Source organism: Nitrospira defluvii, assembly GCF_905220995.1.
GTDB lineage: Bacteria > Nitrospirota > Nitrospiria > Nitrospirales > Nitrospiraceae > Nitrospira_A > Nitrospira_A defluvii_C.
On record NZ_CAJNBJ010000001.1, the window covers coordinates 1,417,949 to 1,433,620 of the forward strand.

Annotated in this window: 14 protein-coding genes; 13 read left to right on the forward strand and 1 reads right to left on the reverse strand. The window is 57.2% G+C overall.

Translation table 11 applies throughout. The features are described from left to right. Positions 1 to 4: 4 nt before the first annotated feature. Positions 5 to 295, reverse strand: a complete 291-nt coding sequence (locus KJA79_RS06915; protein ID WP_213041243.1) for a LuxR C-terminal-related transcriptional regulator — start codon at positions 293 to 295, stop codon at positions 5 to 7. Between the two features lie 217 nt (positions 296 to 512). Between KJA79_RS06915 and KJA79_RS06920 the strand changes: the two genes are divergently transcribed. The 13 genes from KJA79_RS06920 to KJA79_RS06980 all read left to right on the forward strand — a co-directional run bounded on the left by KJA79_RS06920 (position 513) and on the right by KJA79_RS06980 (position 15,615). Next, entirely contained in the window at positions 513 to 1,286 is a 774-nt protein-coding gene (locus KJA79_RS06920; RefSeq protein ID WP_213041244.1) for a prepilin peptidase, read from the forward strand. 295 nt (positions 1,287 to 1,581) lie between these two features. Then, on the forward strand, positions 1,582 to 2,016 hold the full coding sequence (locus KJA79_RS06925; RefSeq protein ID WP_213041245.1) for a GspH/FimT family pseudopilin: 435 nt from the start codon (positions 1,582 to 1,584) through the stop codon (positions 2,014 to 2,016). 20 nt (positions 2,017 to 2,036) lie between these two features. Further along, a complete protein-coding gene (locus tag KJA79_RS06930) occupies positions 2,037 to 2,540 on the forward strand; it encodes a type IV pilus modification PilV family protein (protein WP_213041246.1) in 504 nt (167 codons plus the stop codon). Further along, positions 2,537 to 3,313, forward strand: coding sequence for a PilW family protein (locus KJA79_RS06935; RefSeq protein WP_213041247.1), 777 nt, complete (start codon positions 2,537 to 2,539; stop codon positions 3,311 to 3,313). Before KJA79_RS06930 ends, KJA79_RS06935 begins: the two co-directional genes overlap by 4 nt. Positions 3,314 to 3,334: 21 nt before the next feature. After that, a complete protein-coding gene (locus tag KJA79_RS06940) occupies positions 3,335 to 4,822 on the forward strand; it encodes a pilus assembly PilX family protein (protein WP_213041248.1) in 1,488 nt (495 codons plus the stop codon). 67 nt (positions 4,823 to 4,889) lie between these two features. Continuing rightward, entirely contained in the window at positions 4,890 to 6,689 is a 1,800-nt protein-coding gene (locus KJA79_RS06945; RefSeq protein WP_213041249.1) for a GspE/PulE family protein, read from the forward strand. 317 nt (positions 6,690 to 7,006) lie between these two features. Next, positions 7,007 to 7,510: a GspH/FimT family pseudopilin gene (locus KJA79_RS23140; protein ID WP_213041250.1), complete on the forward strand. Its 504-nt coding sequence runs from the start codon at positions 7,007 to 7,009 to the stop codon at positions 7,508 to 7,510. A 16-nt stretch (positions 7,511 to 7,526) separates the two neighbouring features. Beyond that, positions 7,527 to 8,042 carry a type IV pilus modification PilV family protein gene (locus KJA79_RS06955; RefSeq protein WP_213041251.1) on the forward strand — a complete coding sequence of 172 codons (516 nt, stop codon included), beginning with the start codon at positions 7,527 to 7,529 and terminating at the stop codon, positions 8,040 to 8,042. A 20-nt stretch (positions 8,043 to 8,062) separates the two neighbouring features. Further along, positions 8,063 to 9,166: a PilW family protein gene (locus KJA79_RS06960; protein ID WP_213041252.1), complete on the forward strand. Its 1,104-nt coding sequence runs from the start codon at positions 8,063 to 8,065 to the stop codon at positions 9,164 to 9,166. Positions 9,167 to 9,180: 14 nt separating this feature from the next. After that, positions 9,181 to 9,816 (forward strand): PilX N-terminal domain-containing pilus assembly protein, encoded by a 636-nt coding sequence (locus KJA79_RS06965; protein ID WP_213041253.1) that lies wholly within the window; start codon positions 9,181 to 9,183, stop codon positions 9,814 to 9,816. A gap of 14 nt (positions 9,817 to 9,830) precedes the next feature. Continuing rightward, the gene (locus tag KJA79_RS06970; RefSeq protein ID WP_213041254.1) at positions 9,831 to 10,151 is read left to right on the forward strand and encodes a hypothetical protein; all 321 of its coding nucleotides are present in this window, start codon (positions 9,831 to 9,833) and stop codon (positions 10,149 to 10,151) included. 77 nt (positions 10,152 to 10,228) lie between these two features. Beyond that, positions 10,229 to 14,632 carry a pilus assembly protein gene (locus KJA79_RS06975; RefSeq protein ID WP_213041255.1) on the forward strand — a complete coding sequence of 1,468 codons (4,404 nt, stop codon included), beginning with the start codon at positions 10,229 to 10,231 and terminating at the stop codon, positions 14,630 to 14,632. Further along, positions 14,617 to 15,615 (forward strand): Ig domain-containing protein, encoded by a 999-nt coding sequence (locus KJA79_RS06980; protein WP_213041256.1) that lies wholly within the window; start codon positions 14,617 to 14,619, stop codon positions 15,613 to 15,615. The genes KJA79_RS06975 and KJA79_RS06980 overlap by 16 nt, the downstream gene beginning before the upstream one ends. Positions 15,616 to 15,672 lie beyond the last annotated feature (57 nt).

Here is a 15,672-nt window from a genome sequence, read left to right on the forward strand (position 1 = left end):
CGGGTTACCGGAGCTTCAACATTTTCCCTTGAATGGCAGCCTTGAGCAGTTGGGCGGTATTGGAGACCCGAATTTTCTTCATCATGTTTGCCCGATGGGCCTCAACGGTTTTGACACTGATTTTGAGGCGCTGCGCGATTTCCTTGTTCTTAAATCCAGTCCAGATCAGCTCAAGAATTTCCTGCTCCCGGGTGGTCAGCGCTTCCGGGCGTCGTTTGCGAGGGAGAGGGATCGGATCGGCGACTATGGCTTTGGTTCGACTTTTGGTGGTCCTGGCGGCTGTCGACATGTACATCTAGCTCCACTTCGGGTAAAGGCAATTCACAGATTGAGGCCTGCGACCTCCCGTGCCCAAATCGATGCCGGATTATACGCAGTGCCTCGGGCGTTTGTAAATGGAAAGCGCCGGCCGGCGGGTCTGATGTTTCTCGTATTAAAATATTAGGCCTTAATACGTATTATCTGCTGTTACGGTAGAGGGTGCAGCAAGGTCGATCGATACGAGTGTCCTCATGATGTCCTATGTGATCGTATGTGTGTTCGGTGCAGTCATCGGCAGCTTTCTGAATGTCTGCATCTATCGCTTGCCGCGTGAGGAGTCCGTGGCATGGCCATCCTCTCATTGTCCGTCTTGTGGGAAGTCAATCGCGAGCTACGACAATATTCCGATCGTGAGTTATCTGATCTTGCGGGGGCGGTGCCGCACCTGCGGGGTGCCAATCGCGATCCGGTATCCGCTGGTTGAGGCGGCGAATGCCCTCGGATATCTGATGATATTTGGGATGTTCGGGTTCTCCGGGGAGGCCTATGTGTACGCCGGCTTGCTCTCCGCCCTGATCGTGATTACGGGAACCGACCTCTCGCACACCATGATTCCCGATGCGGTGACGGTACCGGGAATCGTCATCGGCCTGCTCTGTGCCGCCGTGATTCTACCCATAGGCTTGGTGGACTCACTGCTCGGTGTGGTCTTGGGGGGAGGGCTTCTCTGGGGGTTGGCTTGGGCGAGCCCATATGTGTTTGGAAAAGAAGGTATGGGGGGTGGCGATATCAAGCTGATGGCCATGGTCGGCGCATTCATCGGATGGAAGCCGGTGTTGTTGGCCATCATGATCGGATCGTTTCTTGGCTCCGTGGTCGGTGTGGGGTTGATGGCCCTCGGAATCATGCGTCGCGATCAGTATATCCCCTTCGGCCCCTTCCTTGCAGCAGGCTCCCTCCTTGCGCTCCTGTTCCATCAACCGCTGTTTGATTGGTATTGGTCGCTGATCGCCGTCCCCCAGTAATAACCCGCAAACTGGCTTGCAGAGCCACTTCTCCGGCATTTTCGCCGATGTTTCTCTGTATCTGAATCGATGTAGAACTGTATCTGATTGGGAACAGTTCACAATTGTACCTGCCTCCTGACTGCAGTGAGTTCCGGTGTTGACGGACCTCCACTACTGAGTCGTTTCTGGAAATCCCGGCATGTTCCCGTGCGGTTTTGAGAGGTCGGCAGCACTGTCGTCTCCCGCGTGTCCTGTGCCTAGGCAACGGCATGGAACTTGGAATCGCTCTACACGCTCGACGAAAGGAGTAGGCATGAGTGAACGTGGAGTGAGTCTCGTGGAACTGTGTGTGGTGCTAGCGGTCTTGGCAGTGGTGATGGGGGTGAGCGTGCCTGGCTGGACGGCGTTGGTTGCAAAACATCGCCAGCATGCGACGGTGACGGAAATTGCATCTGAATTGCGTATGGCCAGGCAGTTGGCAATGGCGCGGCATGAGCGTGTTCGAGTGGTGGTGAACTTGGAGCAGTCCGAGTTGAGGACGGAATGCATGGACGGTGATCAGCGTGCGTTTCGTCGCTATGAGTTTGGGCAGACAGGGACGGTCGTCGACTCAATGAGTACGCGGCCCGAAATCGTCTTTCAGCCGAGTGGGCGTTCGGCAACAGCGACGACCATGGTGCTCGTCGATTCGCGACGGGTGATGCACCAGGTCACGGTGAGTCTCACGGGACGGGTGGTGGTGTCATGAAATATGTGATGGGGAGGATCATGAAGCAAGGTGTCCTGGTGAAGGGAATAGGCGGATTCACGCTGGTCGAGAGCATGGTCGCCTTGGTGGTGCTCTCCATTGGCGTGATTGGGACGATCGCGATGTGTGAGTGGGCGCAGCAGGGCCTTCAGCGCGGGGCGTTGACGACGACGGCGTTGGCGATGGTGGAGTCGCGGATGGAGCAGAAGCGCAGCTTACCGTGGGAACAGTTGTTGACGGATGATTTGGATCAAGACGGGACGGCGGAGTCGGTCATGCATGACGACGGAACGCAGGAGGATATGACGAATGGAGACGGGATCTTTACCGGAAGCATGTCGCGTTCGAATATACGCCTGGTGTGGACGGTGGAATTCAATCGCGGCAGGCAGCCCGGTGCCGCCAGTCTCGCGATTATCGAAGCACGAGCACTATTCAGGGTGCTGGGAGGGGAGGAACGGGAGGTGCGGGTTCGTACGATCCGCGCCAACCCGCGCTATGCTGGCCTGCCGGTGCTCTCATGATGAACATCACAAGGGTTTGGGCGAGCTCCGTAGCGCGAAAACAGGCCGATACACGATTGGGTTCGGCTGGGGTCAGTCTCGTTGAACTGCTCATCGCCTTGGCGATCAGCAGTGTTGGAATCTCGGCTGCGATCCAAGCCTTTGCGGCGTATGGTCTTCGGTTGAGCCAGCAACAAGTCGCGATGATCGGGAACCAGGAATTGCGGCTGGGGATGGATGTGCTGTGCAGCGAGCTACGTCTGGCTAGCAGCGGGTTGTTGGGGGGCGAGGCTCCATTTCTGAAAGCGGAAGCAAACGAAGCCGAGTTCTTCGCCAATCTGAGCAGTTCCGCCACCACCTTGACGCAGAGTGCGGTTCCCGGTTTGCAGGATTTGCAGGTAGACGATGGCACTGATTGGCCGAGGGGAAAGCAGATCGTGTTGTGCTCAGCGACGCGTTGTATGTGGAATCAACTGGCGGCGGACGGCCGGAAGCACCAGCTGACGCTCGCCACACCGCCGACGGAACAGTTCCAGATCCGCAGTGCTGTGTTTCTGCTCAATCGCGTACGCTATTACGTCAAACCCCAAGGAGAGGGGGCGCTGCGGCTGATGCGCGAGGTGGATGGTGGGGTCAGTACGCTATTGAGCGACGTGCGCCGTTTCCAACTGCGATATTTCAACAGGCTTGGAAACGTGACGGACGATGCGCGGGAGGTGGTCCGTGTGCAAGTGAGGATAGAGGTCGGAACGCAAGGATTGGTGCTCTCGAGAGATATCGCGATTCGGACGTAATGAGGAAGAAGGAAGAGAAACATGGATATGAGTAACGCGCAGCGACGTGTCGGCAACCAACGGGATGAGCGCGGTATTGCCTTGTTGGCGGTGTTGATGGTGGTGTGTTTGTTGACGCTGTTGGGGATGACCTCCATGCATCTGGCTGGACAGGAGGTTGTCGGCGTCAGTGTGCTGCAGGAAGAGCGTCTCGCCCATCACGCTGCGGAATCTGCTGTTGATGTCGTGATGGGATGGTTTCACGATCCTTCGCTTGTGCCGCAGGAGATCGGGACGACATGGTTCGCGAAGCGATTCGTCAATGCGCAAGGCGATCCCTCATATTTTGATGCGGAGGGGCGTGCCCAATTCGTGGGCACCGTCGCTCAGCCCGACATGGTCTTTGATGCGGCCAATCCCCAGCACGACCGCTTGCTGAACGATCCTCAAACAGGGTGGTTCAAGTCTCTCAAGGGGCTGGCCAGGATTCTTAAGTTACGAGTGTACGGAGCGACGCGACCCGGTTTGCTCTGCACGGTGGAGGTGACGGCAGGAGCCGGCAAGGCCGCTCGGGTGACGAAGACATCATCCGTGGAATTCGGAGCGTATGCCGTTCCGACCTTGCATGCCCCCCTGCAGAGCGGTGCGCTGGGGAGTCAGTTTAGTGAATTGGGTGCCGGAGTTGTGTTTGCTCACTGGGGGGAGATGATCGTTCGTGGCCAGGCTCATTTCCCAAAACCGAGCGAGCTGCCGGTGAAGAGCGCCCTTGCTCCGGTGACGGGGCAGACTTATGACGAGATGGGGCAACGCACCGATCGTTGGTTTAACATCAAGATCGGGGGGGACGCTAGGTTTGCTCAACTGCCTCTCGAAGCGTGGGCGGATGTCCCATTGAACCTCCAGGCTCATCAGGAACCGATCCCCGGTATTCAGGTGGATCAGTGGGAGTATGCAACATTGAAGCGAATGGCCATGCAGTTTGGTCAGTTGTATGGGATCGATCGGGACGGTCTGTTATATCCGGGCGGTGTGATTCAGCCGGGATTGGGACGCCCTGCGTCGGAGGTGTTTGCTTCAAGGGGGCCGGGGGATCATCGGGGACTTGTTTTTGTGGACACACTTGATGGGATGCCGCCCCGCCTCGATAACTTGGGCTCGATCGTGCTGGAGCAGGACTATGCGGAAGGTATCTTCATCGTGAATGCCCATGTGCTCTGGAAGGCGGGCCCAGCGGGAAGAGCCGTCCCCGCGCTGAGTCCACCTCCAGATGGACAACATTCGCTTGGGGCTCGAATCCCCGTGCACTTGTCAGGCATCCATCTGCAGGGTGTGTTGTATGCGGCGGGAGACGTGCGGTATGCGGGACACCTTAAGGTCTATGGCGGAGTGGTGGCGCAGGGCACGATTGCGGATGGAACCAATGGATCGAGTACGCTAGAGGTCTGGTACAACCATGATCTTCGCGAGGGGTTCGTGCAAGGGTTGCCACTGGTGTTCGTTGCGCCTGGCAGTTGGCAGGCCAAGCTGTAGCTCTCAGGGGAGTGTACATCCTTGTCGTAGAGTCTCAGCCTCAGACCGTGAGAAAGGAACTGATGTGATGATTCGTGCAACTGTATCCGCACTACCGTCAGCGGGAGTAGGTCAATCCGTTTCACGTGCACAGGAAACGCACGGCCGTGGCCGTTATGACCAGCTTGTTCTACAGGGGTTTCTTCGGCAGGAGGAATTGGCAATCGCTCTGTCGGAAGCGGCACGCAAACGGCTTGACGCAGCCACGTGCCTCATGGATCGGTATCGAATCCCTAAGCCGGCCATCGGCGCCGCGTTGGCTGAATTTTATCGTTGTCCCTTTCTTGACTATGATGAACAGATAGTCGTCGAGCGTGATCTGTTGAAAAATTTGAGCTTCGATTATCTGAGAATGAATCATTGGGTTCCGCTTCGGCGCCACAGCTCTGGAGTCGACGTGCTGATCGACAACCCTCACGATGCCGACAAGCTTCTCGATATTCGGCGGGCGTTCCCCGGACAGGCTATCTCGTACCGTGTCGGCCTGAGAGCCGACATTGAGCGTGTCCTCAGTGAGGTGTCCGGACGAGAGGTCGGTGATCCGATCAATGACATCCTTGGCGAGCTGGTGAGTGAAGCTCAGTTGGAAGAGCAGCAGAATGCGACCATTGCGGCGATCACGGAAAACGATTCGGCCATTGTTCGCCTCGCGAACCAGATTATTGCGGAGGCGTATCGGCGCGGCGCCTCCGATATCCATATCGAGCCCTATTCCGATCGAAAGGAAACGGCGGTGCGCTTTCGCGTCGACGGCAGCTGTTTTATCTATATGAAGATCCCGGCTGCGTATCGTCGTGCGATTGTGTCTCGGGTGAAGATCATGGCCAGTCTGGATATTGCAGAACGGCGAAAGCCTCAGGATGGAAAGATTCGATTCAAGCTGAGTACAGGGCAGGAGATCGAATTACGTGTTGCGACGCTCCCCACCGCGGGGTTTAACGAAGATGTGGTCATTCGGCTCTTGAGTGCCAATGGGCCTCGGCGTCTTGACGATCTTGAATTCAGCGATGAAACGCGTCGGTTGGTCAGCGCGTTGGCTGAGAAGCCGCACGGCATTGTGTTGTGCGCAGGACCTACGGGCTCAGGCAAAACCACGACCTTGCACGCTATTCTGGCATCGATCAATACGGACGAACGGAAGATCTGGACGGCAGAAGACCCGATCGAAATCACGCAGGACGGCCTACGACAGGTGCAGGTTCATCCTAAGATCGGCCTGACGTTCGCGACCACCATGAGGGCATTTCTACGGGCGGATCCGGACGTGATCATGATCGGAGAAATGCGAGACAAGGAAACGGCCGATATCGCTATTGAAGCCTCTCTGACGGGACACCTGGTCTTCAGCACCATCCATACGAATAGCGCCGTGGAAACCGTTGTGCGATTGCTCGATTTGGGGTGCGATCCCTTCAATTTTTCTGATGCTATGCTGGGTGTGCTGGCCATGCGGTTATGCAAGCGTATCTGCCTCAATTGTCGTGAGGCGTACCAGTCCACTCGTAACGAATTTGAGGAGTTAGTTCAGGCATTTGGCCTCGGAGAATGGGAGCGCGTTCACGCTGGTGGATCTACGTCGCTTACGTTATACCGGGGGCGTGGGTGTGAGGCGTGCAATCACAGCGGCTATCATGGACGGGTACCGATTCATGAACTCATGGTGGTCTCTGATCGCATGAAGGCGCTGATTCAGGCACGAACTCGCACGGGTGAATTGTTGGCTCTCGCGAAGAGCGAAGGTATGAAGACATTACTCCAAGACGGGATCGAGAAAGTCCTTCAGGGAATGACGACCTACAAGCAGGTGCGAGCGGTAGCGATCAAATAGTGGCGTGACTGTTCTCCCGCAATGACATGTTGCCCTCCGTCAAGGATCATTCCGCTTCAGCACATATTTAGGCCAACCCGGCAAAGTGGTGGTGAGCCTACGTGCGGCCGGAAATCCCGTGTCTTTGTCCTCGCGCGTTGCCCGGTGGGCGCACTCCCATCTAAATTCTGGCTCCTCTCCTGAAGCACTATCGCAAGCCCCTCGGCAAAAATTGTCATTTGTTGGATTGCGAAACGCGCGGAATTGTACGCCTGCCTCAATGAACAAGCCCTATATATCAAAGGCTTGCGATAAAGTTTTGGCGCGGCGTCATCGGCATGGCACTTGCTCATCTGCCTGTTGCTATGTGTAGCCACCGCTACCAGTCAGGAACTGCCGCCGCCCGTTCTCAGGTGGGGTTCACCCTTATCGAAGTGATGATCGCGGTGGCGATCGTCGGCATTCTGGCCATGGTGACCGTTCCCAACTATCTCCAATGGAATGCGCGGTATCAGCTGAAGCAAGGTACGACCGAACTTGCTGGAAGTCTCACTCTGGCCCGGATGGCGGCCATGAACCGCAACCTTGCTGTCACCGTGACGCTGGCTCTGGTCTCTGGGAGAGTGAACGTGGATTTCGGTGGTGCGCTCGCTCCTATCGTGCTGCCCCAAGGGATTGTTGGGTTTACCGGCGGCCCGACGGTGCAATTCACGAGGCAGGGGCTGAGCGGGTCGTCAGTGAATGTGCCCCTGACCTTGGTCTCACAGCACGGAACAGTCTATTCCCTGGTCATCACACCGGCAGGCAAGGTGAATTGGTGCGCCCGCGCGAGCTGCCCCTAGAGGCGGAATGACGAGCATGGGAATCGATACAAGACAATTTGCTGCCATAGCGCGCCGCCAACGAGGATTTACCTTGTTGGAGGCGATGTTTGCGGCAGGGGTGCTCTCGGTCGGCCTGTTGGGTTTGGCGGGATTGTCGGGAATGGCGCTGGGAAAGAATGTGGATGCCAACGACATGTCGCGAGTCACAAACCTTGCGGCGGACATGGCCGAGCGTATTCAAAATAACCGCCAGCGTGTGCTGGATTACCATGGCACGGCTACGAATGCGGCCTGTCCGCAGAGCGTCAGTACGCAACGTATGGCCTGGGGTGATTGTACGCAATGGTCAACGCTGGTGGCCAACTCCGGTCTCCAGTTGGCTGTTGGCACCGTGACAGCCACTCGTCTCGATCCTGATCCGACGACGAACCCCGTGACGATGAATCGCTTCTTGGTCACGGTCACTCTGAACTGGCAGACCAGAAGGACAGATGTGAGTACCTCTCGCAACAAGACTGCCGCGTTCACCACGATCATTGCGCCTGAATAGATATGGGGTGGAGCACGACCATGCGTCGAGTGACAGGAAATCAACAAGGCTTCACGCTTGTCGAGTTGATGGCAGCGGTGTTGATCACCGTCGTGATCGTGGCGGCAATGATGACCACGGTTGTGACGTCGAATCGCGCCAATGTGGTGAATAGTCAGGTGGCCGACACTCAGCAGAACGTCCGGTTAGCCATCGACCTCCTCAGTCGAGATATCAAACTTGCGGGGTATAACTACAATGCCACCGATCCGTCGAGTACGGCGGTAGGTGCCTGTAACGCGACCATTGGTGCCGTGACTAAACCGGTCGGACTCCTCCCTCAGGACCAATCACCAAATGCAGCGGATAGCGGTCCTGATGGCATCTCGATGGTGCTACCGGTGATGAATACCACGGGATGGACCCTAACGGCAGCGGCGGGTGGCACAGCCAACGCGGTGGCACTGGAAGATTCGATAAGCCTCTCAGGAACTGCCATTACTGAAATGGTCGCTCAGGGCTTGGCGGTCAATTCGACCGTTTCGATCGGGGGAGCACTGTCAAAAACCGTCAAGACCATCGGCGCGACGTCCATCGGATTCGGCACGGGGAACTACGTGAGCGGACAATTTCCCGTCGGCACTCCGGTGTATTTGATGCAATGCGTCCGATATCAAATTATCACCAATACGCCGGCCACTTGTGGCAGTGATGCTCCCTGCCTGGTTCGAGACAATGTGCCACTCGTCGATGGCGTGGAGGATATGCAGATCACCTATGCGTGTGACGGGTGCAACCAATCCGCGCCCAATCCTCTCTATCCAGATGGCGTGATCGATGATCAGGACGGGTCCTCGTCCGGCGGTTTCCCAACGTTCTCGCAAGGGGACTTTGTTTCCAACGGCTCGTGGGCGATCACACCCAGGACGCCGGACAAGATCAGAATGGCGCAGGTGAGCCTGGTGGTGAGGCCGACGAAAACCGACGACGGCTTGGATGAGAAGGGAACCAAAGCCGTCAATACGACTGGACCGGTGATCGTCGGTGATCACAATCCATCGGCGGATGCCGGCTACGACGCACAGACGTATCAACAGCAGCGAAGGCGGGTGGTGATCCGCACGATCCAACCGAGGAATTTGTAATGATAGATAGGGTCATGAGTCTTCGACAGGTCACAACTGCCGGGCAACGGATGCAGGCCACTACTGCTGTGGAAGGGCAGCACGGCATCGCGCTGCTGACCGTCATGTTGATGCTGTTGATTTTGTCGATACTCGGCATCGCCTCGATCACCGTGACCAGCATGGAGAATCGGATGGCGGGGTTCTTTCGCACGACCGAGGCGGTGGTGGCGGCAGCGGATTCCTGTGAAGGCCTCGGGGTGAATATCATCCAGCAAACGTTGTCGCCCCCAGGAATCCTTCCGGCAGCATTCATTGCGCCGACAGGCCCCGTTCCTGTCGCCAATGCCACGATCCTCGCGCAGGAAATCTACGGCACCTCGCCCCTTCCGTCGCCGGCGCCCACCGGAACATTGGCCGAAAACTATGCCGACTCAGCAGCGACGGATCCAAATTTTGTCATGACGAACATGCCCGGCTTTACGGTCAATGGCGACATCGACCGGCTGTATGCCCATTCCAAAGACGGACAAGGTAGTGGAGTGATCTCGACGGAATTTGTCTACCGCATCACCTGTGCGGCAACGAACACGGCAACCGGCTCGAATAGTACGGTGACGTCGGTGTACGGATGTTTGCTCGGCGATACATGTGTAAAAAAGGTCAGCTGAGAAGGGGGATGGTCATGACACGCACGATTTGCCTTGTCGTACTTGGGCTCCTGATACTGGCGCCGGTGAGATCGCCTTCCGTCTACGCCGACGTCGAGCAAAGCCAGGAGTCGATGTTGTTTTCGACCGTCGGGTTTCAATCCGGTGTGATTGATGAGATGCAGGGATCGACGATTCGTATTGATGGCCGGACGTACGCGTTGAAGACCGCGGTGGTGGTCGTGACTCACGAGATGGAGCCCCTCGAAGTTGAGCGAATTGTTCCCACCTCCCTCGTCAAATTTCATTTGAAAGAAGGCCACATCGATAAGATGGTGGTGACGTTGCCGCAATAGCGCATGAAAGGTCTTGTCTCAACTCGTAGCCGAAACGCGACGGCTGTTGTCCTGTTTGAGATGAGGAGGAAGAACGCATGAATCGCCGAACTCTGGTTTCGCTGATGGTGCTTGCCGGTAGTGTCAGTTCCGGTCTGTTTGGCTCCGGCAATGTGGCCGCCGTCGTCTCCAATGCCGATTACACTGCCGTACCACCCTTTGTCTCAAGCGCGACGACGCCGAACATCATTGTGGTCATGGACAACTCGGGCAGTATGAGCAACCGGGCGTGTGAGTCATCGTCATGCGGAACGCTGGCGGACGGAAGCACGTCCACGACCACCACATGGACCAATAGCACACGATACTCCGGGTACTTTGATTCGCTGCGGTGCTACACCTACAACACGACCGATACTCGATTCGAGAGCGGAACCGGAAAAACGGCATTGGCGACGGCTTGTCCGGACACGGAATGGGACGGCAATTTCCTCAACTGGGCCACCCTGCGCCGGTTCGATGCGGTGAAGCGAGCGATGATCGGCGGGGATTGCGCCAGCACGAGAGCGACCGATGGAACCTGTCCGACCAGCGGAACGCCGGCACTCAAGACCGTTCGCGCGCAGGCCAGCGGCCTCAGCAACGAACGTGCAGACGTGAACTATGGCGGTGGCACAGGCGCCAATACCTATGTCGGCCGTATTCCATTGGCCGATCGAACCGGTAGCCCGGCCACGATTTCTATCCATGTATCTGATGCCTATTTTTGTGTTGAGAACGATACGAGCTTCAATAGCAACTGCGGGGACTCCTACAGTGTTCGAAAATATCATCTGAAGATTGGGTACACGACCGAGCCGACCGGGGTCATTCAGCAGATCGGAAGCAAGGCGCGGTTTGGATTGGTTGAGTTCAAGTCCAGCAGCGAAGGCGCGCGCATGCTGGTAGGGGCCGGTTCTCGCCAATCAATCGACTGGGCCGACGGCGACGTGGAGACGTTCACGACCAACACGGCGGCCATGGTTGATGCCGTGCAGGAGTCCTACCCTTCCACGTGGACCCCGCTCAGTGAGGCTCTGTATGAAACCGCGCGCTATGTTGCGCAGATCCAATCCACGTTTACGACGGGCTATGTGTATCCGATCGCGTTTTCCGGTGGTATTTCCAACGGGGTCAATTTTGCCACGAGCGGAGCTGGCTCCATCGGCACAAGTGAAATCACGGCATTGGTCGGATCTGAAACGTGCCCCGCCGGTTATATCACGAATGCCTGTGGCCGTGACCCGTATTTCTTTGGGCAAAACCATACTCCGCCTTGGTCTGCCAGTTCTCAGGTGGTGGCCTGCTGCCGGACGTTTGTGATCGTCTTCACCGACGGCGAACCGACGCAAGATCAGAATATCCCGACGGCTCTGCAAGACTATGCGCATGCCCATCATGGGCAGCATTGCAACGGGAGCGATAACGCCGCGCCTCCACGTCCCATCAATGGAACCTGTAACACGAACGCCGCGACCCCCTATAGTGATTTACTTGCGGAGCACAAAACCGACTATGCCGATAGCGGAAGCCACTACTTGGACGATGTCGCCTATTGGGCTCATACGACCGATCTGCGGCCTTGCAGCGGTACCAGTGACGGTACCATCGCCGGTTTATCGGTGACCGGACATTGCATCGCAGGAACTCAGAGTTTGACGGTGTACTCGTTCTTTGCGTTCGGCAACATCAATGGTCGGGGCATCTTGGCTCAAGCCGCTCGGTTGGGAGGCTTTGAGGATTCCAACAACGATGGCGTTCCACAAACCAATGAGTGGGATAAAGAGAACAATCTCACAGGCGCGGCGACTCCCGACGGGATCCCTGACGCCTATTTCGAATCCTCTAACGTTGACGACCTTCAGGACAAGCTGCTTGCCACAATCGCGAGCATTCTCCGACGAAGCGCCTCCGGCTCATCCGTATCGGTGTTGGCCACCGCGTCGACCGGCGAAGGAGCGCTCTATCAGTCGTACTTCTATCCCAGCACGATTGAGCCTTCGACGTTGAGCGATGTGAAATGGACCGGTTATACACAGGCGTTGTTTGTCGATACCTTCGGCAATACCCGGGAGGACACGAATCAAGATGGTCGCCTTGACTACAAGGTCGACAAGATCATCAAAACTCGTTTTGATTCACTCTCCAACTCGGTGAGGGTCGATAAATTTGTCGATACCGACGGCGATGGGTTGCCGAATGATCAGAATAGCGACGGCGCCGTGACGCTGGCAGATTGCAACCCATGCGGGCAAGCGCTGAGCGATATCCTGCCGATCTGGGAAGCCGGGAAGCAGTTGGCATTGAAGGATGCGTCCACTCGGAACATTCTTACCTGGGTCGATGCCGATCATGACGGAGTGGTTGACTCCGGTGAGCAGATCGCGTTCTCAACGGCGAATGAGCCGACTCTTCGCCCATACCTTCGTGCCGCATCGAGCACGGAAGGGACGAAGATTATCAACTTCGTGCGCGGCTGCGATGTGGCCACGTGCACTGAGCAGGCGACGACCCGAGATCGGCGCCTGCAGGTGCCCGCCGGAAGCGGAAGCTTAAAGGTGTGGAAGCTGGGAGATGTGATCCACTCAACACCCACGGTGGTGGCGGGGCCTCGAGACCGGCACGATGCGATCTATGGGGATCAGAGTTATACCGCGTTTCTTCAGAAGTGGTACAACCGTAGACAGGTAGCCTACGTCGGTGGCAACGACGGTATGCTGCATGCGTTCAACGCCGGGTATTACCATCCGGGTGATGACGCGAGCGCGTCTGCCCCTGCCAATACGATCGAGCACGGCTGGTTTACGACGGCCCCAGCCGACAACTCCAGTGGCGCGGCGCTCGGTGACGAGTTGTGGGGGTTTGTGCCCTATGAACTCCTCCCGCAGCTCGAGTTCCTCAGCCGGGCCGACTATCAACATGTTTACTATGTAGATTTGCCCCTGAAGGTGGCCGATGTGCGGATCTTTACCGCGGATACGGACCACCCCAACGGTTGGGGCACAATTCTGATCGGCGGATTTAGGATGGGGGGAAGTTGTGGCGCGTGCACGGCGGGGACCGGTGCGCCTCCGATGACGGTCAATATCAGCGGGACGGATTACACGTTCTACAGCGCCTATTTTGCGATGGATGTCACGAATCCCGACAGCCCAAAACTGCTGTGGTCATTCAGCAGTTCGAATCTGGGTTTGTCGACCAGCGTACCGGCGGTGGTTCGCGTGAATCCGGCTGCTGATGCGAAAGCCAGCAATACCAACGCGAAATGGTACATGGTGGTGGGGTCCGGGCCGACCGGGTACGACGCCAGCGTGACACAGAGTGCGAAAGTCTTTGCGGTAGACCTGGCAACGGGGCCGGGGAGCAGTAACGCTCTGGTGACATCGTATTCGGTGGGGTCGTGGGATTCCTATATTGGTGATATCACGGCGCTGGATCGGGATCTCGATTACCGCCACGATGTCGTTTATTTCGGTCGTGTCATTCATGATGGCGCGCTTCCATGGAGAGGGAAGATTTATAGGCTGACGATGGGCGCAGGGGGGGCGACATCGAAGTTCGGCACAGTCACGAATCCGTCGCAGTGGGGGATTGCCTCGGGCAGTGCGCGTGTGCCGACGGAAATGTTGGATACGTTCACCTCTGGAGCGGAGATGGGGCCCGTTGCGAGTGCCCCTTCCGTCACGGTGGATGATGCCGCGAATGTCTGGGTGTTTGTCGGCAGCGGACGTTACTACAGCAAGTCTGACAAGACAGATCTCTCTACTCAGTATTTCGTAGGGATGAAAGATTCTGTGCTCAATACCGGATGCAATCAGTCCGCCGGCGCGTTGAGCTGTATGGATAATGATTTGGTGGATGTGTCAAATGCCACGGTATGTGTGGTGGGTGTCGGCGATTGCGGGTTGGCAAGTGGCACCAATCAGGTATCTGGTGTGACCGGTGCGACAACCTTCGCAGGCTTGATCGGTCTTGTTCAAAGCAAGGATGGGTGGGTGACCAAGCTTGTTGAGCCTGCCAACCCGCCGACGAAGCCGGTTCCGTATGGCATTGGAGAGCGGGCAGTAAGTAGTCCGACGGTCTTTGGCGGCGTGGTGTTTTTCCCTACCTTTATTCCGACCAACGACATCTGCGTCTCGTCCGGAACCAGCCGGCTCTGGGCGTTATTCTACAAAACAGGGAGCGCCTATCAGGAGCCGATTTTGGGTACGACTGGAGCAGGGGCAAATCAGACCGTCAACAAATTTGGATCGCTCGGCGAAGGGTTGGCCTTCGGTGTCGTGGTTCACATGGGGTCCGGCCGGGATGGCGGAAGCCCATTCGGGCTTTTGATCAATATGAGTCAGGGAAATTTCGGAGATTGTGCGACCTGTACGACTGCTGGTGGGACCTTAGGGTCAAATATTAGTGTTCCTGTCGCGATTGACCCGCGGAGTAGATTTTTCTCATGGACGAACCAGTGAAGACCGTCTGGCGAACCCTTCTCCCGGCCCTTCGGGTGCCGCTGATGGCTTTGGCGGCTGCTGCATACTGGGGTTGTTCTTCCTCCCCCCAGGACGGACCGGCTGCCGGGGGTGGGGTGAAGAGTAATCACCCTCCCACGATTCGTCTCGTGACGATCGTTCCGGATCCTCTTTTGCTCGCGGCACCCATTACGGCGCACGTCGTGGCGGATGATCCGGACGGGACGGAACCGACGACGCGATTTCAATGGATCGTTAATGAGGTACCTGTGCTAGGTGCGACTGGCTTGGAATTGGCTCCGAGTCACGTCAAGCGAGGGGATCGGGTTGCTCTTGAGGTGATTGCCACAGATGGTCAGTCGGAAAGCGCACCCTATCGCACACAGCCGATGACTGTGGTGAATACCCCGCCGTTGATTGCCCATGTGGTGGTGGAGACGGAGTCTCCGGGAAACGGCAATCGGGTGCAGGCCAAGGTAGACGCCGTCGACCCTGATCGGGATGAGATCCACTACACGTATCGCTGGTGGAGGAATGACAAACAGATCCAGGAAGGCGAGGAGAGTGTGCTCGACACCACAGGATTTGGCAGGAAAGATGTCATTGTGGTCGAGGTGATTGCGCGGGATCAGGATGCGGCCGCCGCTCCGGTCCGTTCAGTCCCCAGCGCATTGGGGAACTCGCCGCCGCTGATTGTGTCGGATCCGGTTCCGTTGACGAATCGAGAGTTGTACGAGTATCTCGTGCAAGCAAAGGATGTTGACGGAGATAGCGTCACCTATGTGTTGGAGACAGGGCCTCCGGGAATGACGATCGATGCGGCGACGGGACAAGTGACCTGGAAACTTTTATCTGGTGTGGCGGGCACCCATCGTGTGAAGGTTATGGCAGAGGACGGACAGGGAGGGGCGGCCTGGCAAGAATTCGAACTGTCTATTCCCTCGACGGCCCAGTCGTTGGCGCGACCGTTGCCTCAAGGCTAATGGTCTGCGGGCGGCGGAGATCCCTCCTGCCCTCACATGCTTCTTCCGATCTTGTTC

Excerpts from the sequence above, each read along its gene's own strand:
- KJA79_RS06960 (WP_213041252.1), top strand. The coding sequence starts at position 8,063 with ATGCGTCGAGTGACAGGAAATCAACAAGGCTTCACGCTTGTCGAGTTG.
- KJA79_RS06915 (WP_213041243.1), bottom strand. The coding sequence starts at position 295 with ATGTACATGTCGACAGCCGCCAGGACCACCAAAAGTCGAACCAAAGCC.
- KJA79_RS06925 (WP_213041245.1), top strand. The coding sequence starts at position 1,582 with ATGAGTGAACGTGGAGTGAGTCTCGTGGAACTGTGTGTGGTGCTAGCG.
- KJA79_RS06920 (WP_213041244.1), top strand. The coding sequence starts at position 513 with ATGATGTCCTATGTGATCGTATGTGTGTTCGGTGCAGTCATCGGCAGC.
- KJA79_RS06980 (WP_213041256.1), top strand. The coding sequence starts at position 14,617 with ATGGACGAACCAGTGAAGACCGTCTGGCGAACCCTTCTCCCGGCCCTT.
- KJA79_RS06930 (WP_213041246.1), top strand. The coding sequence starts at position 2,037 with ATGAAGCAAGGTGTCCTGGTGAAGGGAATAGGCGGATTCACGCTGGTC.
- KJA79_RS06955 (WP_213041251.1), top strand. The coding sequence starts at position 7,527 with ATGGGAATCGATACAAGACAATTTGCTGCCATAGCGCGCCGCCAACGA.
- KJA79_RS06965 (WP_213041253.1), top strand. The coding sequence starts at position 9,181 with ATGAGTCTTCGACAGGTCACAACTGCCGGGCAACGGATGCAGGCCACT.
- KJA79_RS06935 (WP_213041247.1), top strand. The coding sequence starts at position 2,537 with ATGATGAACATCACAAGGGTTTGGGCGAGCTCCGTAGCGCGAAAACAG.
- KJA79_RS06970 (WP_213041254.1), top strand. The coding sequence starts at position 9,831 with ATGACACGCACGATTTGCCTTGTCGTACTTGGGCTCCTGATACTGGCG.
- KJA79_RS23140 (WP_213041250.1), top strand. The coding sequence starts at position 7,007 with ATGGCACTTGCTCATCTGCCTGTTGCTATGTGTAGCCACCGCTACCAG.
- KJA79_RS06945 (WP_213041249.1), top strand. The coding sequence starts at position 4,890 with ATGATTCGTGCAACTGTATCCGCACTACCGTCAGCGGGAGTAGGTCAA.
- KJA79_RS06975 (WP_213041255.1), top strand. The coding sequence starts at position 10,229 with ATGAATCGCCGAACTCTGGTTTCGCTGATGGTGCTTGCCGGTAGTGTC.
- KJA79_RS06940 (WP_213041248.1), top strand. The coding sequence starts at position 3,335 with ATGGATATGAGTAACGCGCAGCGACGTGTCGGCAACCAACGGGATGAG.